The 23447-nt window shown below is 40.5% G+C and carries 15 protein-coding genes; 2 read left to right on the forward strand and 13 right to left on the reverse strand.

Features of this window, described 5'->3' with window-relative positions; genetic code table 11:
* Window positions 1–12: 12 nt before the first annotated feature.
* From FLM54_RS10765 to miaE, 3 genes are all read right to left on the reverse strand, one after another.
* Complete coding sequence (locus tag FLM54_RS10765) at window positions 13–1950, reverse strand: ATP-binding protein (protein WP_178956367.1); 1938 nt, start codon at window positions 1948–1950, stop codon at window positions 13–15.
* On the reverse strand, window positions 1943–4177 hold the full coding sequence (locus tag FLM54_RS10770) for an EAL domain-containing protein (protein ID WP_178956368.1): 2235 nt from the start codon (window positions 4175–4177) through the stop codon (window positions 1943–1945). Before FLM54_RS10770 ends, FLM54_RS10765 begins: the two co-directional genes overlap by 8 nt.
* A 196-nt stretch (window positions 4178–4373) precedes the next feature.
* Window positions 4374–5153, reverse strand: coding sequence for a tRNA isopentenyl-2-thiomethyl-A-37 hydroxylase MiaE (gene miaE / locus FLM54_RS10775; RefSeq protein ID WP_178956369.1), 780 nt, complete (start codon window positions 5151–5153; stop codon window positions 4374–4376).
* 197 nt (window positions 5154–5350) lie between these two features.
* On the opposite strand from miaE, the gene FLM54_RS10780 reads away from it, so the two are divergent.
* Window positions 5351–5950 carry a Yip1 family protein gene (locus tag FLM54_RS10780; protein ID WP_033103997.1) on the forward strand — a complete coding sequence of 200 codons (600 nt, stop codon included), beginning with the start codon at window positions 5351–5353 and terminating at the stop codon, window positions 5948–5950.
* Between the two features lie 87 nt (window positions 5951–6037).
* Here FLM54_RS10780 and purF read toward each other — a convergent pair whose 3' ends face one another.
* From purF to fabB, 10 genes are all read right to left on the reverse strand, one after another.
* On the reverse strand, window positions 6038–7564 hold the full coding sequence (purF, locus tag FLM54_RS10785; RefSeq protein ID WP_138605386.1) for an amidophosphoribosyltransferase: 1527 nt from the start codon (window positions 7562–7564) through the stop codon (window positions 6038–6040).
* An 18-nt stretch (window positions 7565–7582) separates the two neighbouring features.
* Window positions 7583–8077, reverse strand: a complete 495-nt coding sequence (locus FLM54_RS10790; protein WP_076919200.1) for a CvpA family protein — start codon at window positions 8075–8077, stop codon at window positions 7583–7585.
* 209 nt (window positions 8078–8286) lie between these two features.
* Complete coding sequence (locus tag FLM54_RS10795) at window positions 8287–8913, reverse strand: SPOR domain-containing protein (RefSeq protein ID WP_178956370.1); 627 nt, start codon at window positions 8911–8913, stop codon at window positions 8287–8289.
* 11 nt (window positions 8914–8924) lie between these two features.
* Window positions 8925–10190 (reverse strand): bifunctional tetrahydrofolate synthase/dihydrofolate synthase, encoded by a 1266-nt coding sequence (gene folC / locus FLM54_RS10800; protein ID WP_178956371.1) that lies wholly within the window; start codon window positions 10188–10190, stop codon window positions 8925–8927.
* A 25-nt stretch (window positions 10191–10215) separates the two neighbouring features.
* Window positions 10216–11091 carry an acetyl-CoA carboxylase, carboxyltransferase subunit beta gene (gene accD / locus FLM54_RS10805; RefSeq protein WP_008111068.1) on the reverse strand — a complete coding sequence of 292 codons (876 nt, stop codon included), beginning with the start codon at window positions 11089–11091 and terminating at the stop codon, window positions 10216–10218.
* A 163-nt stretch (window positions 11092–11254) separates the two neighbouring features.
* The gene (truA, locus tag FLM54_RS10810; protein WP_178956372.1) at window positions 11255–12049 is read right to left on the reverse strand and encodes a tRNA pseudouridine(38-40) synthase TruA; all 795 of its coding nucleotides are present in this window, start codon (window positions 12047–12049) and stop codon (window positions 11255–11257) included.
* A 169-nt stretch (window positions 12050–12218) separates the two neighbouring features.
* Window positions 12219–17141 (reverse strand): FimV/HubP family polar landmark protein, encoded by a 4923-nt coding sequence (locus FLM54_RS10815; protein ID WP_178956373.1) that lies wholly within the window; start codon window positions 17139–17141, stop codon window positions 12219–12221.
* Between the two features lie 349 nt (window positions 17142–17490).
* Complete coding sequence (locus tag FLM54_RS10820; protein ID WP_010388045.1) at window positions 17491–18507, reverse strand: aspartate-semialdehyde dehydrogenase; 1017 nt, start codon at window positions 18505–18507, stop codon at window positions 17491–17493.
* A gap of 45 nt (window positions 18508–18552) precedes the next feature.
* Window positions 18553–19674: a 4-phosphoerythronate dehydrogenase gene (locus tag FLM54_RS10825; RefSeq protein WP_178956374.1), complete on the reverse strand. Its 1122-nt coding sequence runs from the start codon at window positions 19672–19674 to the stop codon at window positions 18553–18555.
* Between the two features lie 108 nt (window positions 19675–19782).
* Complete coding sequence (gene fabB / locus FLM54_RS10830; RefSeq protein WP_010388041.1) at window positions 19783–20994, reverse strand: beta-ketoacyl-ACP synthase I; 1212 nt, start codon at window positions 20992–20994, stop codon at window positions 19783–19785.
* Between the two features lie 178 nt (window positions 20995–21172).
* On the opposite strand from fabB, the gene mnmC reads away from it, so the two are divergent.
* Complete coding sequence (gene mnmC / locus FLM54_RS10835; RefSeq protein ID WP_178956375.1) at window positions 21173–23182, forward strand: bifunctional tRNA (5-methylaminomethyl-2-thiouridine)(34)-methyltransferase MnmD/FAD-dependent 5-carboxymethylaminomethyl-2-thiouridine(34) oxidoreductase MnmC; 2010 nt, start codon at window positions 21173–21175, stop codon at window positions 23180–23182.
* The last annotated feature ends 265 nt before the right edge of the window (window positions 23183–23447 follow it).

Raw genomic sequence — 23447 nt, forward strand, 5'->3', positions numbered from 1 at the left:
CGTCCCTAGTAATTAATCGTAATCAGACTTTGCGGTTAACTCAGGCAAGGTAATAATAAATTGTGTTTTAAAATAGGCATCGCTTTGTGGTTCTGAATGAAGTTTGATGTCTCCTTTCAAAACTTGTGTTACCCATTGGTGCACCATATATAAACCTAAGCCCGTATTACCTTTACCTCGTGCGGTTGTATAAAAAGGCTCAAATATATCTGCTTTAGTCTCATTATTTACTCCTTTACCATTATCTGACACGCTAAGCCTTACGCTATTATTTGTCGCTTGCTCTACTTTTATTTCTATCACTCCCTCCTGCTTTTCATCAAAAGCGTGATTTAGCGCATTAATTACAAGGTTTTCGACCACCTGAGAAATAATCCCCGGCAAACTAATCACCTGTTTTTTGAGCAAGAAAATAGTTTTCACTTTTATCGGTGAATTTTTTAATCTGGAATTTAATGACAATAATAACTCTTGAATGATTTTTTCAATATCACATGCAATAAATTCATCGTTATGGCGATCAATGGCCATTTTTTTAAAACTTTTCACTAATACTGCGGTTTTATTTAAGTTAACTTTAGCTAGTGCTAGGTTCTCACCAATACTGGTTGTTGTTTCCTCTAACGTTGATTTAGTCAGCCCCTCCCTCATCGCCGCATTTAATTTAGCTAATGCCATATCTGCATTAGAAACAGAAATAACGGCTCCACCAATGGGTGTATTCATTTCATGAGCAACTCCTGCTACGAGCAATCCTAATGAGGATAGTTTTTGCGCTTCAATTAGTCCTTCTTGTAGCTGTTGTTGCTGCTTTATGGTGGCATCAAGCTCTCGGTTCACTATATCTAGTTCTATCTTTTCTATATGTAATTTATGCGAGAGGGTTAACAGCTTATTTTGAAACTTATACTCACGATAAATAAAGCCAAAACTAATTAAACACAGTAATCCACTACACAAAAACGCAAACTGTAAGGCTTTCACCTGTCCAGTTATTAGTAATTCATCAGGACTACTTATTAAAATAATTAACTCTTTATCGGTGTCACTAATTCTGCCTTTGTTCTCGCGCAGTGAAAAAATAGAAAAACGTCGGTAAGTATAGAGGTTATGGTCAAAAAAGTGCGAACCATACTCGACTTTGCCACCAATAATTTGCTGCCAGAGCCGAGGCTCTTGAATAGCAAGCGTTTGCTCATTTTTACCATACATAAACCCCCATTCTAAATCTTCATCACTATTTAATAACCAAAAACCATTATGATTCAAAATGCTTATATGGGTACTTTTTTGGCTATAGCTTTTGATCTGATTAAATAGATAATCTAAGTTAAAGTTAACCACCAATAGGCCATCTAATAGGTAATTTTCTTGATTGGTACGGTAGGTTACGCGGATTGATGGTTGATGAGGTTTTATGATTTTGTTGTGTTCAATGTTTAAATCTATTTCTGTAGCAAAAATGTCAGGCGCACTGATCTGCATCCCTTTTTGAAAGTAGTAACGGTTTTGCTTATTTTGCAAACCATCAGGCGATACAATTTCGCCAACACCATTCACTGCGTTAATGCGGTATTGCTCTTGCCCTTGCTTATCGAGCCAGCGAATTTGGGCTATGTTAGTAGAGATAGCCGCAAAATTTAAAAAATAATTATTTATTTCATCTCTGCTTCGCATTTGTTGCAAAGGCTTGTTTTGTGCATCGCTTTTTAAAACTGGGCCTTGAGCCAAAATACGAGTTAGCTTTTTAATGCTGCTGAGCTCTTTGGAGAAATCACTACTAATTAGTACTAACTTTTCATCTTGCTGAGCTTTAATGGTGTTTATTTTTTCTTGATATATTTGTTCGTATATAAGCCAACCAATAAAGAAGGTAATGAATAAACTGAATAGCAATTTAACTAGCACACTTTTTTTTGTACCAACAGGCAAACTATTAATGCTATTCATTATCAGTCACTTCATACTGCTTTAACCATCCGAACAGATCTTTTAGAGATAGAGGTTTAGAAAAATAATACCCTTGAGCTGTTTCGCAGCCTTGTTGCTGCAACCACTTGGCCTCAAACTCATTCTCAACACCTTCAGCAATCACCGAAAAGTTAAATTGCTTTGCCAAAGACAATATCATCTTAATCATGTATTGATTATTGTCATTAAACTCAAGGTCACTAACAAAATAGCGATCTATTTTTATCGACGTAGACGGTATTTCATTAATGTGAGCCAAAGACGAATACCCTGTACCAAAGTCATCAATGCTGACTTTCATGCCCAAAGAAATAAACCGCTCAAGCGCCTCTTTAATTAAGCTGTAATTACTAATAGCTTGTGTTTCGGTCACCTCAAGCTCAAGCATAGAAGGCAAAATACTGTATTCTTCAATTTTATTTTTTATCTGTTCAAAGTAGCTTGGCTCAACTAAATCATAAGAGGACGCATTAAATGCAACGGGTAAGTTACAGCCTTGCTCTTTAAGTTGATTAATAGCCTCTAGTATTTTCTCAAAAATCACATGGTCTAGTTCATTAATTAATCCGGCTGTTTCAGCTAATTCTATAAACTCGTCGGGGCGTACAAAGCTGCCATCGGCTCTTTGCCACCTAGCGAGCGCTTCAAAACCTGCTGGTTTCAAGGTTGATAAGCTGATTTTGGGTTGTAACACCACCTCTAAGCTTTTATTACCTATAGCCGTTCTGAGCTCAGCCATCAGCTCATATCGACGAGTTATCTGATCTGTTTTTTCCTCTGTATGCTGAATATATTTTGCATGGTTTGCCAACGTATAGTTGAGGCTAGACTCTGCTAAGCTAATCACTTTTTCAGGTGTTAAGTTTAAAGCAGCGCTTAACTTCAACTCCAGTATACGCACATCAATATATTGCTTCACCTGTTCAATTTCGAACTTTTGCTTATTTTGAAAGTAACTAATTGCATCTGAAATATCAAAGTCAACGCTAATTAGCATGCCAAAGGTTTTGTTACTAATTAGTGCTATGCGTGGTTCATATTTAGCAAAAGTATCAACTATATTTTGATGAACTAACTTCATTAATTTATTACAAAAGTCATTCCCGAAAGTAAATGCTTTTTCATCAAACTGATAAATGTCAAAAATGACTAATCGTGTTTTTAATCGCTCATGGGCATTCATGTTCTTTATTTCACGGGTTAACCAGTTCCTATTTGGTAAATTTAGTGATACATCGGTATAAGCAAGCTCTGTTAAACGATTTAATAACGAAATATTCGCAAATCCCGTGCTCACATTTTCGCTAAATACTTTTAGTAAATACTCATTTTGCTCATTAATTGGGTTGTCTGATTTTACGATCGTTATATAAGAAATATCTTGTTCTTGCGTTAAGGGAGTCTCGAAAAAAAATACGCTGTGGTGCTTTGAAAAAATATGACTACGCTGTTTAATCGCTTGTTTAAAATCTTGCAGCATTTCTGCAGGCAGGTTAGGTACAACAGGTTGCCCTTTAGTGCCACTAAAGCAACCATGGGTAGAGAGTATTAAGCATTCAGAGCTAGAGTTTGAATTACTCGAACAAAAAATACCGCCGCCTTCGGTTATTTTTAAAATATTACTAATTTCTTTAAGCACTGCATGAGAAAAAGAGGCCATATCATGCTTACCGTTAATACTTCTAGATGCATCTAGCACCAGCTGTAAACCTTGCTTTGCTGACCTAATTTGTGAAATATACTCCCATGTACGCATGTTACTATTAACAATTGATTGCAACTTTTCTGCTGTAATATCTGATTTATTCCAGTATTCATCGATATCAAGGACTTTCATGATATCACTCTCTGGAGCAAAACCAGGTTGACCTGTTAATAGCACAATACGCATTTCTGCGTTACCTATAACCTCTCGAATAGTATTTACTAAACGCAAGCCTGAGTCATCCTCCTCCATTACTACATCTATAAAAATAAGTGCAATATCAGGATGCATACTCAACGCCAAAGCAGCCTCAGGCACAGAATTTGCTGTTAACAGCTCGTATTTATAACCATCCTTTGCTTTTAATTCTCTCAAGCTATTAACTAACGCGTTTTGATAATCAAGGTCATCCTCAACGGTTAATATCTTCCATGCTTTTAGCTCTGTATCTGCTTTTTCTTCTTCAGCAGCAAATACAAACAATCCCTCTTTATCTTGCATATCTTCTCACCCAATAATAAATAAGGTATGACCTTGTTATTAAAATGAATTACAAAGCAATAAGTTAAATAATTTAAATAGTTATTCTAATATTAGGTGAGGGTATTGGATGTGTCTAATTTAAAAAGAATTTAATTAAAATTAGCTGCTACAACAGTTTGTTGTTTAACTAGTTAGTAGCAGCTTTATGTGTAAATTATGCAGGTTGTTGGCAAGCAGTAATAGGTACGCCGCTATGAAATTTGAAGTCTTCATCGTCCGATGTAATTAGCTGCGCTTCTATTTCAGCAAATTCTTTTACCCGCTCGGTAATATCAAAATCAGCAATTTCTTGAGCAAGGGTTAAGTAATCTTGATAATGGCGAGCCTCTGAGCGTAACAATGAAATATAAAAGTCCCCTAAGCGTTTATCTACATGCGGGGCAAGCGCAGCAAAACGTTCACATGAGCGCGCTTCTATGTACGCACCTACAATAAGTTTATCAACTAAGGCATTGGGCTCAAACGTTTTAACATTACGTAACATGCCTTTGGCGTAACGACACGGCGTAATGCTTTTATACTCAACGCCATATTCATCCATAATTTCCAGCACCTGATAAAAATGATGTAGTTCTTCTTTTATTAGCATGACCATTTTATCAATTAAGTCTTGTCCATAAGGTGAGTTAGATTTAGGAATAATAGATTTAGTGAGTTTATTTTTAGCCGCTAAATCACGCCAATTCCCCTCACGTTTATAAATAAGCGTTTCAAACGGTTTTAGCCATTCAAGCAGTGCATCACTGCTGTCTTTATCTACTGCATACTTACGAATTAAAAACATCGCACTTTGCGCCGCTTTTAGCTCACAAATTAAATGATCAATTAATATGATGGATAAATTTTCTTTTTTGGTCGCCTGTTCAACCCACTCATCAGGGGTACGGCATAATAAAAAGTTGTTAATTGGCTCTAAAAGCTGACTATGTGGCACGCTGACTACTCATTGCTAAAAATTGCGATTACGCATTTTAACACGAAATAATGTTCTGAATAAAATAAACACACGCAGCTCTTACAGGCATGTGGATAACTTGACTTTGCTTAGTTACTGAACCATAACTAAATGGACTGTATAAAAACAAACCAACTATAACCAAACAGTAACTTATCCTTTATGGAGAGCACGCAATGATACTAAATCACCTATGGGGCTTATACGCCCACCCACTCGAAGAGTGGCAAACAATTGATAACCGTCACGAAAGCTTAACTTACAGCTTATCGCACATTTTGCTTATCGCTTTATTTCCCTCCGTAATGGGGTACTACTCATCGGTTTACTTAGGCTGGAGTATAGGCACAGGTAACCCCGTTTTTTTAACCCATGAAAGCGCACTGATGATTGGCGCAGCCATGTATGTTGCTTTAATTGGCGGTGTATTTGCACTGGCCTATTTAGCGCATTGGATGGCGGTTACTTTCGGTGCTAAACCGACCTTTACCCAAACTATCGAGCTGGCAGCGTATACCGCTACACCGGTGTTTATGTCAGCATTGGCTGCTTTTTGGCCTGAGTTATGGTTTGTGGTGTGTGTTGGATTAGTGGCGCTCGCCTACTCAGTTTATTTACTGTATACCGGCGTCCCTATTTTAATGCACATTCCGCAGGAGCGCGGCTTTATTTATGCAAGCTCTGTTGTAACCTGTGGACTCATTTTGCTGGTTATCATTTTAGCACTTACCGCCATGCTATGGACCAACGGTATAATCAGCCCTATGTTTACATAAAAAATTAGTTTTTGAAAAACAAAAAAGGAGCGATTAAGCTCCTTTTTTATTTACAGTTAATATAACTATTAGACTGTAACTACACTATTAATCAGATTCGTTTTCATCTTGGTTATGTATTTCTAAACCAGACGACATCGCGTTTTCGCGGGTGCTTTTAGCAGAATCGTTACGTAGCTTATCAATACGATTTAGGTAGTCTTGATCAACGTCGCCAGTAATGTATTGTCCATCAAACACTGACGTTTCAAACTTAGTGATTTCAGGGTTTTCTTGGCTAACTGCTGCAATTAAATCGCTTAATGATTGAAAAATTAAACCATCAGAGCTAATGCTTTGGTTAATATCTTCAACTTCACGGCCGTGTGCAATGAGTTCAGCCGCCGATGGCATATCTATACCGTATACATTTGGAAAGCGTATTTCCGGTGCCGCTGACGCAAAGTAAACATTTTTAGCACCAGACTCGCGTGCCATCTCAACTATTTGTGCTGAGGTAGTACCACGTACAATTGAATCATCAACAAGTAGGACATTTTTACCTTTAAACTCACGGTCAATTGCATTGAGTTTTTGACGTACCGATTTTTTACGTAGCTCTTGGCCTGGCATAATAAACGTACGGCCAATATAGCGGTTTTTAACAAAGCCTTGGCGGTAAGGTAAGTCAAGCACGCGTGCCATTTCTAAAGCGATATCACACGAAGTCTCTGGGATAGGAATAACGACATCAATGTCTTTATCAGCCCACTCACGTGCTACTTTCTCGCCTAGTTTAGTCCCCATATTTACACGTGCAGCATAAACCGACATACGATCAATGGTTGAATCCGGGCGCGCAAAGTAAACAAATTCAAAAATACACGGTGAGTAAGACACTTTATCTGCACAGGCAAAAGAATGAAACTCGCCTTTTTCCGTCACATAAATAGCTTCGCCTGGGGCAACATCACGGATAAACTCAAAACCATCTGGCTTTAACGCTACACTTTCTGAGGCAAACATATATTCAGTACCCGCAGCAGATTCACGTTTACCAAATACAAGAGGACGAATACCATTTGGATCGCGAAACGCCACAATACCATGGCCAATAATCATGGCAATAGTGGCATAACCACCCGTCACTTTATTGTTAACTTCAGTAACCGCGGTAAAAATATCTTCAGGGTCTAATTTTAGTTTGTCTGACTTACTTAGCTCATGTGCCATGATGTTAAGTAAAATCTCAGAATCAGAGGTGGTATTAACATGGCGACGTGCCTCTGAAAATAACTGCTCTTTTAACGACTCTGCATTGGTTAAATTACCATTATGGGCAAGTGCTATACCAAAAGGAGAGTTCACGTAAAACGGCTGAGCCTCTGACGAGCTTGAAGAGCCCGCCGTTGGGTAGCGCACATGGCCAATGCCAATGTTGCCTTGCAAACGTTTCATATGACGAGTGTGAAACACATCTTTCACTAGGCCATTTGCTTTGCGCAAGCTAAATGTATTGTTCTCAATAGTTATGATACCCGCAGCATCTTGGCCACGGTGTTGCAAAACGGTTAAGCCATCATAAATCGCCTGATTAACTGGCGATGTTCCGACTATTCCAACGATACCACACATGTAATTTATCCTCGCCGATTAACGGTTTACTGAATTTAAAAAGCTCGAGTTGTTTTCTAGGTACGAAAAGAACCATTCAACTACAAAGCCAAATTCTGGAATCAAAATGGAGTTGCCCCACCAATGCGTATTAGGCGCACCAGTAAAAGCATCAAGAAAGAAGAGTAACGCGCTCACGACCAACACGCCTCGAAGAGCACCAAACACCAGACCAAAAACACGGTCTGTGCCGGATAATCCGGTTCGCTGTACAAGCTCACCTAAAATATAGTTTAGTAAACCGCCTAACAATAGCGTCGCAAAGAATAATATGGCAATGGCCGCCGCATTTCTTAAAAGGGGTTCAGAAATGGATGTTAGGAAGGAAGCTAAATATTGATAAAATAAGCTGGAGATGATGAAAGCCCCTGCCCATACCGCTAATGACATAGCTTCTTTAACAAAGCCGCGTATTAAACCGATGATGGTAGAGAGTGCAATAATGCCAAGAATGGCGTAATCAACCCAGATCATAAGAACCAAATAGTCGCTAATTTTGGGCGCATTCTATACCTAAACCTCCTCGTGATGCAAGTTTAAGCGTGAGATTGCAGATGAGTAAAAACATGCAGTTTTTAGATAAAAAATAGCGTGAAATATGTAGGCTAGAAGTGAGGATAGTTCAGGGAATAGATAAATGTGTAATATCAGCTGATAAACACATTTACCTATTAATGACTAAGTTATTTTGCCACTTCAAATTGAGTAACTTTACCGTTTAGTTTAGTTAGTTCTTTCAGTGCGGGAAGTTGGGACTGCAGCTCATTTTTACTTAATGACGGCCCTACAAATACTTTAGTTAACGTACCATTTGGCGTTTTAATTGGCCTAGTAAAGCTTTTAAAACCTTTCGTTTTTAGCTTTGCCTGCAACGCTTTTACATTTGCCGCATGAGAAAAACTACCAAGCTGAATGACATACGCCATACTTGTTAGGTTTTCATCAGTATTACGCATAGCATCATCTTGCCCGGTAGTGACTGTGCCTTGTTTTGTATCGGCTATAACTGCTTCAACCATTGCTGGCTGTGCAGTAACGTCAGTTTTAGCAGAGCTGTTTTGTTGCTCAAATGCAGCATCATCAGGCTGAATATTTTCAATTTCATCCTCTTTTAATGGTTCTGCATTTGCCACTTGCTGATCAATTGATTCTTGTAAATCAATGGTCTTGAACTCAGAGCGTTCTGGAATCGCTTTAAAGCCTTCTTTATAGTGCACTTTTTCACCATCGAGTATATTGGGAATAAACACAATTGCTGCGATCACCACAATACTTGTTCCGACTAAGCGATTAATAAAACCTGAGTTCACCGACATCCTCTCTATTTTTTAAAGTAATGAATAGCGCCAGCCACGGTAAAAAATGAGCCAAATACAATCAAAAGTGTATTACTTGGCTGGCTTGGCAAAATAGCATCCAATGCTACCTCTACGTTGCTATAACCCTGTTTAAAATGACTATTGGGTATACTTGAAAGCGCCTGTTGAAGATGAGCTGCACTATCCCCTCGCGGGACATCTAAGCTAGCCAACGACCATTCATCTACCACATCAGCCACTTCTTTAAGCACACCGACTTTATCTTTATCAGCAAGCATAGCGGCTAATGCATGAATTTTAAAGCCTTTATCTTTATAGCTTGCTAACTTAGTTGCTAAATAACGTGCCGATTCAGGGTTATGTGCCACATCGGTGTACACTAATGGCGACTCACTTAATTGTTGAAAGCGCCCTTCTACCACTAAGTTAGCTATGCACTGAGTTATCACTTCATCACTTGGTAATAAATCTAGCACCGACAAGGTCGTTAACGCAGTGGCCACATTTTGACACGGGATGGCCGGTTTAGGTAACTCGAGTTTATGTGCTTTAAATTGCCAACTAAAACTCTGCGCATACTCTTTAAAAATAAAGTCGCTACCCGATAGCACCATATTAGCGTTAATTTCTTTGCCATAATCGGTCATTGTATACGGAATATTTAAATCCCCAATAATTGCCGGAGTACTCTCTCTAAAAATTCCCGCCTTGTCATAAGCCACTAGCTCACGGGTATCACCTAAATATTCTTTATGATCTAAATCGATGGTGGTGATCACACTGGCAAATGGGGTAACAATATTAGTCGCGTCAAAACGCCCGCCCAAACCGACCTCTAACAACACGTAGTCAACTTCTAAGCGTTTAAATATTGCCAACGCGCCTAAGGTGCCATATTCAAAATAGGTTAATGGTGTGTCACCACGTCCTTGCTCTAGTAAATTAAACGCATCGACATGGTATTGATCGTCAAGCTCTGCGCCATTAACACGTACACGTTCATTGTAGCGAACTAAATGAGGTGAAGCATAGGTGCCAACACAATAACCCTGGGCTAATAATAATGACTCTAAACAACGTGCCGTTGTTCCTTTGCCATTGGTGCCTGCAATAAGAATGATTTTACTTGAGGAAGTTAAAAGCTCTATGTTGTTAGCAACACGAGCAACGCGCTCTAAACCCATTTCTATATTAGCAGGGTGAACACTCTCTAAATAACAAAGCCAATCATCAAGGCTTGATGATTGGCTAGGAATTGTTTTTGTCATAGCATGTAATCAGTAAAGCTGAAATTTACGCTACTCTATGCTCTTGTTCCGTAGAAGGCAAGTTCATAAATTTTGCTAAGATACGTGCTAGCGTATCGCGCATTTCTCGACGGTCAATAATCATGTCAATTGCACCGTGCTCTAATAAAAACTCACTGCGTTGGAAACCCTCTGGCAGTGTTTCACGCACAGTTTGTTCAATAACACGCGGACCGGCAAAACCAATCAAAGCTTTAGGCTCTGCAACATTAATATCACCAAGCATTGCCAATGATGCTGATACACCACCCATTGTTGGATCAGTCATTACCGAGATGAACGGTAGGCCTTTTTCGGTCATTTTAGCAAGTGCGGCACTGGTTTTAGCCATTTGCATAAGTGACATTAGCGCCTCTTGCATACGCGCGCCGCCCGATGCAGAAAAACAAATCAGCGGCATATTATGCTCTAAACATTGGTCAACCGCATCAACAAAGCGAGCACCTACAACCGATGCCATTGAGCCACCCATAAATGAGAATTCAAATGCAACTGCAGCAACCGGAATACCTTTTAGGTTTCCTTTCATTGCAACCAGTGCGTCTTTTTCACCGCTTGACTTTTGAGCTGCATTAATACGATCTGAGTATTTTTTAGAGTCTCTAAATTTAAGCACATCTTTGGGTTCGTGTTGAGCGCCTAATTCATGACGGTCACCGTCATCTAAAAATTGTTCAAGACGCTTACGACCACTAACACGCATATGATGGTCGCACTTAGGGCATACATTTAGTGATTTTTCTAATTCTGCTTTATATAAAATTGAATCACATGACGTACATTTAGCCCATACACCTTCTGGAATTTCTTTACGACCTGAAGATTTAGTCGTTTTTGGTAAGATTTTTTCTAGCCAACTCATTTGCAACTCTCTTAATGCTGTTCTGTGTCGCGAGTCTACATGTTAACCATGCAAACAAATTTTTCCAATTAAAACATGAATTACGCTATCACGGTATAAAAAACTGGTCTTAGTAGTTAGCCCTACGAATAATAGCGTATAAAAATAACCACCTGATTACCTTTTAAATATCGGTATCGGCTAAAAACAATGGCCCCAACGGCGTTCTAGGAATATTAAAGTGTTCTGGGTAATCAACATCTACTAAATATAAACCCGCCGCTTTTGCTGTGGCGCTCGCTTTGGCACGCTCTTTAAGATCTAGCAACTCTTTTAACCAAATTGGTTCATGTTTATGTAAACCGATATCCATTAAACACCCGGTAATATTACGTACCATATGATGCAAAAACGCATTGGCTTTAATGTCAATAATGACATAAGCACCTTGGCGCTGTACCGATAAATGATGAATCGTTCGCGTTGCCGTATTAGCTTGGCAGTGAAGCGCTCTAAACGAGGTGAAATCGTGCTCACCTAATAAATATTGGCAAGCCTGCTGCATTTTCACTTCATCTAAAGGATGATGAAAATGGGTAACACCTTCATTTAATACCGCACCACGAAACGCATAATTATAAATCACATAACGATAACGACGAGCAGTTGCACTAAAGCGAGCATGAAAGTCTTCAACCACAGGCTGGGCAAAACGAATAGCAATGTCTTTTGGTAATAAGGTATTCATGCCTAATGTAAAGGCCACCATTTCACGATCAGCATGGGTATCAAAATGCACAACTTGACCAGTGCCATGCACGCCGGCATCGGTGCGCCCTGCACATACAATTTCAACCGGATGATTACAAATGCGCGACAACGCTTTTTCTACTTCTTGTTGTACGCTATTTACATGAGATTGACGCTGCCAACCACTGTAACGCGCGCCGTTGTATTCTACTCCAAGTGCTACTCGCATAATTACTGCTTTACCTACTGTGCTAATCGACGCTGCATTTTATGCTATATGGCGTTCCAATAAAAGCAGCGAACTAAGGTTCCTAACTATGCGATACAAAAAACCCGTTATTAGTGTTAACCAATAACGGGTTTTACAGCTCAGATATCCTTTTCAGGATTAGCTATTGTTAGTTTTTCAGCTTAGCTTTTAGATTTTGTGCTTCTTCTTGCACATCGTCTGGGCCATTATTAATAATCTCATCTAAAATTTTAACTGCCGAGTCAGCATCATCTATCTCTATATATGCGTGAGCAAGATCAAGCTTTGCCGAGTAACCACCACTTTGAGTATCAACATCCATAGGGTTATCACCAGCAAGTAATGAATCGTAGTCACCCAAACCAACATCCATATCGACGTCGGTGTAGGGTTCGTGATCTATATCCGCATCATCACTTTGCTCTAGTAATGCATCAATATCAACAAAGTCATCTTGATCTAATGGCTCAGTAACCTCAGGTTGCTCAATGGGCTCTTGCAACAATGGTGCTTTATCATCAGCTAAATCTTCGTTAAGTAAGCTATTAAAATCAACATCGAATTCACTGCTATCGCTTAAATCAACATCATCAGGTTCAGCTAACTCATTCAGTAATGAATCAAAATCTGTTTGTGTTAAATCAGCCATGAACTCATCATCAAGCTCATCATCTGAAATCATTTCTGATTCTGACGGTACTGACGTTTGCGTTAAATCAGCTTCACGATCAGCATTTGTTTGCTGATCGGTAAATTCAGCTGACTCTGTTAACGCATCAAGTTGATCATCGTCAAAATCATCATTAGAGCTAACAACTTGCTCATCTGCAGCTTGTTCAGTCAGATCTGTAGACTCTGAAACTTCATTATCTAGAGCTTGCTCTATATCTAACTCTGAAAATTCATTATTAAGTAATAGCTCATCATCAAAATCATCTTCTAAACTATCGAGGTCGTTACCTGCTGATAGAGCATTAGCGAGATCTTGCTCTGCCTGACTAGGTGACATACCTGTAGCATCGCCATCTAAATTATCACCTTGTAGCTCTTCTGGAGTTAGTGATTGTTGCTCCTCATCTGATAAAGACAGTTCATCATCAAGCTCTAACTCAGGATACTCCTCAAGTTCTTCACTTGGGGTGATTATTTCAGGCTCATATAGCTCATCGTCTTCTGTCGATAAATCGTTGCTTTGGATATCGCCAGCAAGCGGGTCATCGCCTAAATCAATTTCCTCTTCATCAAGATCCTCGTCTAAGTCATCCATTGACCAATCAGGTACTTGTTCATCCTCATCGCCTGTTTGCTCAAGCTCACTTAAAAGCTCATCGACACTTTTGAAGTTTTCATCGTTGTATTCGTCAAGCGCATCTTCTGGGTCGAGTAAAGTAGAAGAAGTATCGGTAAAATCATCTTCTGATCCAACATCAGGCTCTGCTTCCAGTTCAGGCTCTACTTCAAGCTCAGGCTCTGCTTCAAGCTCTGGCTCTGCTTCAAGCTCTGGTTCTACTTCAAGCTCTGGTTCTACTTCAAGCTCTGGTTCTACTTCAAGCTCTGGTTCTACTTCAAGCTCTGGTTCTACTTCAAGCTCTGGTTCTACTTCAAGCTCAGGCTCTACTTCAAGTTCAGGCTCTGCTTCAAGTTCAGGTTCTGCTTCAAGCTCAGGTTCGGCTTCAAGCTCAGGCTCGACTTCAAGTTCAGGTTCTGCTTCAAGCTCTGGTTCTACTTCAAGCTCAGGTTCTACTTCAAGCTCAGGCTCTGCTTCAAGCTCAGGCTCTGCTTCAAGTTCAGGCTCTGCTTCAAGTTCAGGTTCTGCTTCAAGCTCAGGCTCGGCTTCAAGCTCAGGTTCGGCTTCAAGCTCAGGCTCGACTTCAAGTTCAGGTTCTGCTTCAAGCTCAGGTTCGGCTTCAAGTTCAAGCTCAGCTTCTGGTTCAGGTTGCTCGTCTAAGCCATCGACTGACCAATCAGGTGCTTCTACATAATCATCACTTGTTTGTTCTAACTCACTCAGTAAATCATCAACGCTATCAAGGTTTTCATTGTTGTACTCATCAAGCGCGTCTTCTGGATCGAGTAAATTAGAAGACGTATCGGTAAAATCATCTTCTGATCCGACATTAGACTCTGATTCAAGTTCTAGCTCTTCTTCAAGTTCTGGCTCTACTTCAAGTTCAGGCTCTGATTCAAGCTCAGGCTCTGCTTCAAGCTCAGGCTCTGCTTCAAGCTCAGGCTCTACTTCAAGTTCAGGCTCTACTTCAAGCTCAGGCTCTGATTCAAGCTCAGGCTCGACTTCAAGCTCAGGCTCTGCTTCAATTTCAGGCTCTGATTCAACCTCAGGCTCTGCTTCAAGCTCAGGCTCTGCTTCAAGCTCAGGCTCTGCTTCAAGTTCAGGCTCTGCTTCAAGTTCAGGCTCTACTTCAAGTTCAGGCTCTACTTCAAGCTCAGGCTCTGATTCAAGTTCAGGCTCTGATTCAAGCTCAGGCTCTGATTCAAGCTCAGGCTCTGCTTCAAGTTCAGGCTCTGCTTCAAGCTCAGGCTCTACTTCAAGTTCAGGCTCTACTTCAAGCTCAGGCTCTGCTTCAATTTCAGGCTCTGATTCAAGCTCAGGCTCTGCTTCAAGCTCAGGCTCTGCTTCAAGCTCAGGCTCTGCTTCAAGTTCAGGCTCTGCTTCAAGTTCAGGCTCTGCTGCAATTTCTGTCTCAGCTGCAACCTCTGGCTCAGCAAAAGATGAAGCGATAGATTCTACATCTTCACTATTTAACTCTTCTTGCGCGTCAGTTAAATCTTCAATTGAGTCCGCCAATGCATGATCTATTTCAGAATCATGAACATCACTTTCAGGTTGTTCAGTATCTAGTACATCGTCAATATCTACTTCGTCTTCATCAATTAAGCTGTCGATGTCTGGCTCTTTAGTTTGAGCTTCAGTAGTTGGTTGCTCAGCGTCGAGCAAACCATCAATATCAACTTCATAGTCTTCTTCAACTAAGCTGTCGATATCAGGCTCTTCAGTTTGAGCTTCAGTAGTTGGTTGCTCAGTATCGAGCAATTCATCAATATCAACTTCATCGTCTTCATCAACTAAGCTGTCGATATCTGGCTCTTCGCTTTGAGTTTCAGTAGTTGGTTGCTCAGCATCGAGCAATTCATCAATGTCAACTTCGTCGTCTTCATCAACTAAGCTGTCGATATCTGGCTCTTCAGTTTGAGCTTCAGTAGTTAGTTGCTCAGCATCGAGCAAGTCGTCAATATCAACTTCATCGTCTTCATCAACTAGAGTGTCGATGTCTGGCTCTTCGCTTTGAGTTTCAGTAGCCGGTTGCTCGGCATCGAGTAAGTCGTCAATATCAAACTCGTCGCCTTCTTCTACTAAACTGTCGATATCAGGCTCTTCGCTTTGAGCCTCAGCGTCCGGTTGCTCAGCATCAAGTAGGTCGTCAATATCAAACTCGTCGCCTTCTTCTCCTAAACTGTCGATATCAGGCTCTTCGCCTTGAGCCTCAGCGTCCGGTTGCTCAGCATCAAGCAAGTCATCAATATCAAACTCGTCATCTTCTTCAACTAAACTATCGATATCAGGCTCTTCGCTTTGAGCTACTGGTTGCTCAGCATCGAGTAAACTGTCTATATCAAACTCATCGTCATCATCAGCTTGTGCTGTTACATCATCTGCTTGTTCATTATTCTCATCAAGCAAGTCGTCAATGTTAAAGTCTTCGCCCTCTTCAGCAAGTTCTTCACTAAGTGCTGCCATATCATCGTTCGATTCACCTTTAGGTTCATCTGGCAGAGCATCGTCATCTTCTTCATCAAACAAGCTATCTAGGTCATCCGAACTTAAAATGTCATCTGACTCATCAAGGTCGATAGCATCACCTGTATCATCGCCATCGGAACTATCAAAGTCCTGTTGCATGAAAACATCAAGTTCATCGTCTTCAGTATTTTCGTCTTCAAAAACAACATCATCATTGAGTAAGCTTTCTAACTCATCTTGATCTAGTAGACTGTCATCATCGAGATCATCGTTAAATGCCACATCATCATCGAGTAACACGTCATCCATGTTGTCGTCTAATTGCACGCTTATATCATCAAGCGGATCGGGAGCTGGCGCTTCTTCATCAAGAATGGGCTCTGGCTCTTCATTTATTGGATCAGTAAACGCTGGAGCTTGAGGAATAAACTCATCATCGTCACTTTCAGGCTCTTGATTATTACTACGCTTACGCAACCACATAACAACGGCAAAAATGATCAATAAAGCCGGAATGGTCATTAATAAAATCAGCACTAAAGGATTCGAAAGTAGCGCGGCAAAGCTAAATTCACTCTCTTGCTCTACCTCTTTTAATTTTTGCTGCGCAATAATCTCATTTTGCTTAAGGATTAATTCTTTTAACTGTTGCTGTATTTCACTGTCTTGACCAAGCTGTAAGCGAACGTTTTCTAACTCGTTTGAAATACCTGTAAGCTGTTTTTTTAGGTTGTTGTTTTCAACTAAGATCTCTTCTACGTTGCTAACTGAACTTTTAAACTGCTGCTGAAGCTCAACTAATTTATTACCTTGGTCTGTTTTTATCTCTTTTAATTCTTGTTGTAATTCTTTTTTGGCTTCATCAACGTCTGCTTTGCGGGCTTGGGTTACTTGTGTTTGAGCTGAATTAATTTCTGCTTGAGTAAGCGTACCATTTTTCTTTTTTTCCCACAGGTCATCATCTTGCTCAGAGCGTTGCTTAGCTAATTGCGGGTTTACTCGTCTAATTTCTGCCAAAGTAGGTATCTTTAAGTAAGAACCGCTTCGCATATGATTTAAATTTTGTTCTAAAAATGAGTTGGGGTTTTTGTTATACAAGGCCTGCATAACTTGGTAAATGCTAACTGAATTATCAGGACGAACCTTAACGGCAATGCGCCAAAGTGTATCGGTTGGTTTTATTGGCCCAATAGAACGCCCCTGTGCGCCGTAATCTGCGCCTTTAGGCCCTCTTAATTGAGTACTGTCTTGAGAGTAAACAGTCGTTACCATCAGTGCAGACGCTAATATAATAAGTGAAACGAAACCGCGCATGCTGATCCTTTAATGTTTAAATGTTAACACAGCGCTTTGAATTGGCGCTTAAACATTGATTATTCTTGCCGTTGTTAGCCACGTAGCTAACGCACATTTTTATTACAATCTATTTTTATTGCAAGCTCTATTCCAGTTACAAACTATAAACCAGTTAAGCCATAATATCCATCGCAACGCATTGAAAATAAATACCTTAAACATCTAGATAAAAATAATTTTATGTTGTTTATCAAAGTGTTTACACCGCAGCTGTTTGTAAGTGGCAAAAAAATGGCAATTAAAGCACAAAAAAACGGCAAACCACTTTGGTTTGCCGTTTATTGGATTATCACTGTCTTCAGGCTAATTACATATAATTAGCAATGAGTTCTTCTGCTATTTGCACACTGTTGGTTGCAGCCCCTTTACGGGTATTATCACTTACTACCCACATATTTAATCCATGTGGGTGTGAAATATCGGCACGTAAACGGCCAATGTAAACAGTGTCGTTACCACTGGCATCTGAAACAGCCGTTGGGTAATCACCCGCATCATCAATTAGCTCAACACCCGGTGCATCGCTCAATAATTGCTTCACATGCTCAAAGTCATAAGGCATACGCGTTTCTATATTAATTGACTCAGAATGACCGAAAAACACCGGTACACGAACACAAGTCGGGTTTACTGCAATGGTCGTATCGCCTAAAATTTTATGCGTTTCGTTTACCATTTTCATTTCTTCGCGTGTATAGCCATTGTCTTCAAAGCTATCGATTTGCGGAATAACATTAAACGCAATTTGCTTAGGAAAAATGTCGTTTTCCATTGGGCGTGCATTCATTAAGTTAGCTGTTTGTTTTGCTAGTTCATCAACCGCTTCTTTGCCTGCGCCCGACACTGCTTGGTAGGTTGAAACGTTAATACGATCAATACCGTAGGCATCATAAATAGGTTTAAGCGCAAGCATCATTTGAATAGTTGAGCAATTAGGATTAGCGATTATATTACGGTTTCTAAAATCAGCTAAACTCGCTGCATTCACTTCTGGCACAATTAGCGGTACTTCAAAGTCATTTCTAAAATGTGAGGTATTATCAATAACAATACAGCCTGCGTCTGCAGCAATCGGGGCATACTTTTCAGACACACTGCCACCAGCAGAAAATAAGCCGATATGCGCTTGGCTAAAGTCAAAGCCTTCAACATCGCGTACTTCTATGCTCTCACCACGAAACTTTATATCTTCGCCGGCACTTCGGCTGCTTGCTAATAAAAACAGCTGATCGACCGGAAATTTACGATCTTCCAAAGTTTCAATGATTTGACGACCAACAAGGCCAGTAGCGCCGAGTACGGCAACGTTATATTTTTGCGACATATTTCATCCTCTGTAAGCACGGTTAAAACAACCGCGCTAATTAAATTAGTTTGCTGTGGTAAAGCCAAGCTGGGCAAGTACGGCAAGCTCGGTGCTATCACCTTCAACCATCACAGTGCTAAATTCACGGCGGGTTGGGTAGTTTTTTCGTAAGCTGTCAAAGCCTTCATCGGCCAAGTGACGTAGTAAAATGCCATCATCACGGCGTACGTCATAAACTAAATGCACTAAACGGGCTATATCTGTTTCGCTAAAACTGCTTTCTAGGGTGACTTTTTTAATCGCAGGAGGCGGTAAAAAATCATCAAGCGATTTTATTGCGTTAACCCCTTTTAGCTCACATAAGCGCTGGTACAACATTTGCGTACCTCGCGCTTTACCCTCAAGGGTATGCCCTGCAATGTGAACACTGGCATAGCGCACATGTTCCAGTAATTCAGTTAAAATATTAGGTTCATTTTCCCAAACATCCAGCACTAAATCGAGTTCTGCTCCGGCTTGCATTACTTCAAGCAAGGCTTGGTTATCAATTACATCACCTCGGCTGGCGTTGATTAAAGTCAGCCCAGATTTAAGTTTAGTTAAGCGTGTTTTATCAAGCATGTGTAGGGTTTTATGTTTACCCGTTTTAACCAACGGCACATGAAAAGTGACAATATCTGACTGCGCTAATAGCTCATCTAACTCAACATGCTCGGTTAATAGCCCTTGCTCATGCTTAATTGGGTCGCACAAGAGTAAATTAACGTTCAGTGCTTTTAATTTTTGCGCGAGGCAACTGCCAATATTACCTACACCCACAATACCGATTGTTTTACCGCTTAACGGGCTGGCATTTTCTTGACTTAATGCAAATAAGCTACTTATTACATACTCAGCTACGGCTATGGCATTACAGCCAGGCGCACTGGTAAAATCAATATTTTTTGCGTTGAGTAAATCGGTATCAATATGATCAACACCAATCGTAGCGGTACCTACAAAGCTTAACTTATTCGCCTGTGCTAATAGGTCACTGTTAACTTGAGTAACTGAGCGGGTAAGCAGTACATCAACATCGATAAGTTGTTCAGGAGTTAATTGCCTGCCATCAAATCGTTCAACCTCACCCATATCTTTAAAGAATTGCTCAACTAAAGGCATATTTTGATCGGCAAGAATTTTCATTGTGAGTCCGTTTGGCGAAATGAGGCGCTATTGTAACGAACAACCCCCTATTAGCACAAACGAAAAAGCCGAGCATTTTGCTCGGCTTTAAAATAGGTAACGGTTAACTTAACCTTTGTATTTGCTCATTACTAGCGTGGCATTAGTACCGCCAAAACCAAAGCTGTTAGACATAACCGTGTTTAGTTCAACGTCTTTTGCTTCAGTTACAATATTCAAGCCTGCCGCTTGTTCATCTAACTCATCAATATTGATAGATGGCGCAACAAAACCGTGCTCAAGCATTAATAATGAAAAGATAGCTTCGTGTACACCAGCAGCACCTAGTGCATGGCCTGTCATTGCTTTAGTGGCACTGATCATTGGCGAATTACCACCAAATACTTCTTGAATAGCGCCAAGCTCTTTAACATCACCTACCGGTGTTGATGTACCGTGGGTATTTAAGTAATCAATGCTGTCAACGTTTTGCATAGCTTGACGCATACAACGTGCTGCACCCTCGCCCGATGGGGCAACCATGTCGTATCCGTCAGAGGTTGCGCCGTAACCGGTAATTTCAGCGTAAATATGCGCGCCACGAGCAAGTGCATGTTCAAGTTCTTCAACAACCACAATACCGCCACCGGCTGAAATTACAAAACCATCGCGGTTTGCATCATAAGTACGTGATGCTTTTTCAGGTGTGTCGTTGTATTTAGTCGAAAGCGCGCCCATAGCGTCAAATTCCATTGCTAACGTCCAGTGAAGCTCTTCACCGCCGCCTGCAAAAATAACGTCTTGCTTGCCTAATTGAATTTGTTCCACCGCGTGGCCAATACAATGCGCAGAAGTCGCACACGCAGAACTAATTGAATAGTTAACACCTTTAATTTTAAACGGCGTTGCTAAACATGCAGAGGTGGTACTTGCCATAGTACGTGGCACCATGTAAGGGCCAACGCGCTTAACGCCTTTTTCACGAAGAATATCAGCCGCTTCTACTTGCCATTTTGATGAACCACCACCAGAGCCAACTAATAAACCAGTACGCTCGTTTGATACTTGCTCGTCGCTAAGACCCGCATCTTCAATCGCTTGCGCCATTGAAATATAAGAGTAAGCCGCCGCATCGCCCATAAAGCGCATTGCTTTACGATCAACATGCTCTTTAACATCAATATCAATTTTACCTGATACATTGCTACGCAATTTGTAATCAGCAAATTCTTGATTAAAAGCAATACCACTTTTACCCGCTTTTAGTGACTCTAATACTTCTTGTTTATTATTGCCGATGCTTGATACAACACCGATGCCTGTTATTACGGCTCTTCTCATGGGTAATTCCCTTAGCTTAATACTTAATTGTGTTCTATTTTACGCGAATTTAATCATCTAAGTGGTCAGCTTTCTAGCGTACACTTGTACTCTGAAGCTACAGCTTATAAATAACGCCAGACTATTTCAAAGAAAACACGTAAAATAATTAAAAAATTATCTATAAATTGAATTGGTCATGATAAAAAACGCCCATATACACTTTAACGACTTAGGCACACCAGTTGCCAATGACTTTGACGATGTTTATTTTTCTAATGACGACGGCCTTGCTGAATCGCATTATGTGTTTTATCAACAAAACAGTATAGATACACGGTTACAAAATCATGACCGTGAACACTTTGTTATCGCCGAAACCGGTTTTGGTACTGGGCTTAACTTTTTGAATGCATGGCTGCAGTTTTCTGACCACTTACAGTGCCTACAAGTTCAATATGAACAGCCAAATACAGTGCAGCGATTACATTTTATTTCTTTTGAAAAATATCCACTTAGCGTAAATGATTTAAAACAAGCCTTGCAAGCTTGGCCTAGTTTAAGCCATTTGAGCGACCAACTCGTTGCCCACTATCCGATTAATTTAAATGGCTGCCACCGACTTGAATTTGCCAATGGCCGTGTAACCCTCGACCTCTACTTTGGCGACGTACTGGAATGTATTAATAGTATGAGCTACCCACAAAGTGGGCTGGTTGATGCGTGGTTTTTAGATGGCTTTGCGCCAAGTAAAAACCCCGACATGTGGCAGCAAAGTGTATTTAACGCCATGGTTGATATTTCCAGAAGCAATGCCACATTAGCCACGTTTACCGCTGCGGGGTTTGTGCGCAGAGGACTAAACGAGGCAGGCTTTAGCATGCAAAAAGCCAAAGGCTTTGGCCGAAAGCGTGAAATGCTAATTGGCACACTTGCTCAAGCCAACCCAAAACAATCAGCCCCCGCCTATTTTGAGCATCACCCCTCACCGCTTTCAAGTGTGGCTATTATTGGCGGAGGTATAGCGAGCAGTTGCATCCTTTATAGCCTCGCAAAACGTGGCATAAAAAGCCACTTATTTTGCCAAGATGAAAAACCCGCAATGGGGGCATCGCACAATGTACAAGGGGCTGTGTATCCGCACTTACAGGCAAAAAACTCGCCACATAGTGAATTATTTGCCCATAGTTTTTTATACGCAAAGCGGCTTTATAATCAATTAATCAACAATGGCTTTTTGTTTGATCACCAGTGGTGTGGTGTACTACAACATGCAGTAAAACAGCCATTGGCAGATCGCCATCAAAACCTCGCAGATAAACAACTGTGGCCAGAGCAGCTTATGCGAAATGTAACTGCTGATGAGGGTGATGCTATCGCTGGGGTTAAAACAGGTTACTCGGGGGTATTTTTTGAACAAGGCGGCTGGGTTAATCCCCCGCAGTTAGTTTGTGCAATGTTAGATGCCGCACAACAATTAAATGCGTTTGAAAGCCTATTTAACTGCCATATTGAGCAATTTACTAAACAACCCGATGGTTGGTACTTAACCACGCAAAAGCAAACATTTGGCCCCTTTAGCGATGTGATTATTTGTACTGGTGAGCACAGTGATGCATTTACGCAAACCAAAACACTTCCCATTGTTGGCGTTCGCGGCCAAGTGTCACATGTTCAGGCAAGCGAGCAATCACGTAAACTTAATACTGTATTGTGTCACAAAGGTTATTTTACTCCCGCTTATTTAGATCATCATTGTATGGGCGCCACCTTTGAAAAAAATAGCAAAAGCCGTGAAGTGACCGAGCAAGACAACCACACTAACCGCGAGCAATTACTGAGTTTTTATAACAACACTGAATTTGCCACTAGCTTAGGCGATATTAGCTCAGCCAAAGCCGCTGTTCGCTGTAGTTTTATTGACCACTTACCAATGGCCGGTGAATGGGTGGAGCAAACTGATTATACACGTGCATTTGCTAATTTACGTTTGGGCAAGCGCTATCAATATCAGCCATTAGAAAAACCACAACAGGGCCTACATATTTTTACCGGCTTTGGCGCGCGAGCATTATGCAGTGCACCGTTATCTGCCGAGCACTTAATTAGTAGTTTAAACAATGAACCTCGCCCACTAAGTGAGCGTGTAAGCCAAGCAATTCATCCAGGACGTTTTATTGTTCGTGATCTTATTCGCAATAAAATTTAAAGGTAATAATACCTACAAAACCCTTTATTGTAATTATCAAGAACGCAATGTACGTATTAGCTTATACCACCGTAACTATGTAACCGAAGTAATTATAAGGATCGAGTAAAAGTTCTAAAAAACACATTAATAATAGCTAATTTTAATACTCAGTTAAGTAATGACTTTTTAACTAATATGTTTTTTAAAATAAGCTCATTTAAATCCCATTTACCCTTTAAAAATAATTCCCTACCCCAAGGTCTGTTTGTACGAACAACCTTTA

This window comes from Pseudoalteromonas sp. Scap25, from assembly GCF_013394125.1.
Taxonomy (GTDB): Bacteria; Pseudomonadota; Gammaproteobacteria; order Enterobacterales; family Alteromonadaceae; genus Pseudoalteromonas.

What these genes read in the sequence shown, in the direction of transcription:
- FLM54_RS10765 (WP_178956367.1), bottom strand. Translation starts at nt 1,950, where the DNA reads ATGAATAGCATTAATAGTTTGCCTGTTGGTACAAAAAAAAGTGTGCTA.
- FLM54_RS10770 (WP_178956368.1), bottom strand. Translation starts at nt 4,177, where the DNA reads ATGCAAGATAAAGAGGGATTGTTTGTATTTGCTGCTGAAGAAGAAAAA.
- FLM54_RS10780 (WP_033103997.1), top strand. Translation starts at nt 5,351, where the DNA reads ATGATACTAAATCACCTATGGGGCTTATACGCCCACCCACTCGAAGAG.
- purF (WP_138605386.1), bottom strand. Translation starts at nt 7,564, where the DNA reads ATGTGTGGTATCGTTGGAATAGTCGGAACATCGCCAGTTAATCAGGCG.
- FLM54_RS10790 (WP_076919200.1), bottom strand. Translation starts at nt 8,077, where the DNA reads ATGATCTGGGTTGATTACGCCATTCTTGGCATTATTGCACTCTCTACC.
- folC (WP_178956371.1), bottom strand. Translation starts at nt 10,190, where the DNA reads ATGACAAAAACAATTCCTAGCCAATCATCAAGCCTTGATGATTGGCTT.
- accD (WP_008111068.1), bottom strand. Translation starts at nt 11,091, where the DNA reads ATGAGTTGGCTAGAAAAAATCTTACCAAAAACGACTAAATCTTCAGGT.
- truA (WP_178956372.1), bottom strand. Translation starts at nt 12,049, where the DNA reads ATGCGAGTAGCACTTGGAGTAGAATACAACGGCGCGCGTTACAGTGGT.
- FLM54_RS10815 (WP_178956373.1), bottom strand. Translation starts at nt 17,141, where the DNA reads ATGCGCGGTTTCGTTTCACTTATTATATTAGCGTCTGCACTGATGGTA.
- FLM54_RS10820 (WP_010388045.1), bottom strand. Translation starts at nt 18,507, where the DNA reads ATGTCGCAAAAATATAACGTTGCCGTACTCGGCGCTACTGGCCTTGTT.
- FLM54_RS10825 (WP_178956374.1), bottom strand. Translation starts at nt 19,674, where the DNA reads ATGAAAATTCTTGCCGATCAAAATATGCCTTTAGTTGAGCAATTCTTT.
- fabB (WP_010388041.1), bottom strand. Translation starts at nt 20,994, where the DNA reads ATGAGAAGAGCCGTAATAACAGGCATCGGTGTTGTATCAAGCATCGGC.
- mnmC (WP_178956375.1), top strand. Translation starts at nt 21,173, where the DNA reads ATGATAAAAAACGCCCATATACACTTTAACGACTTAGGCACACCAGTT.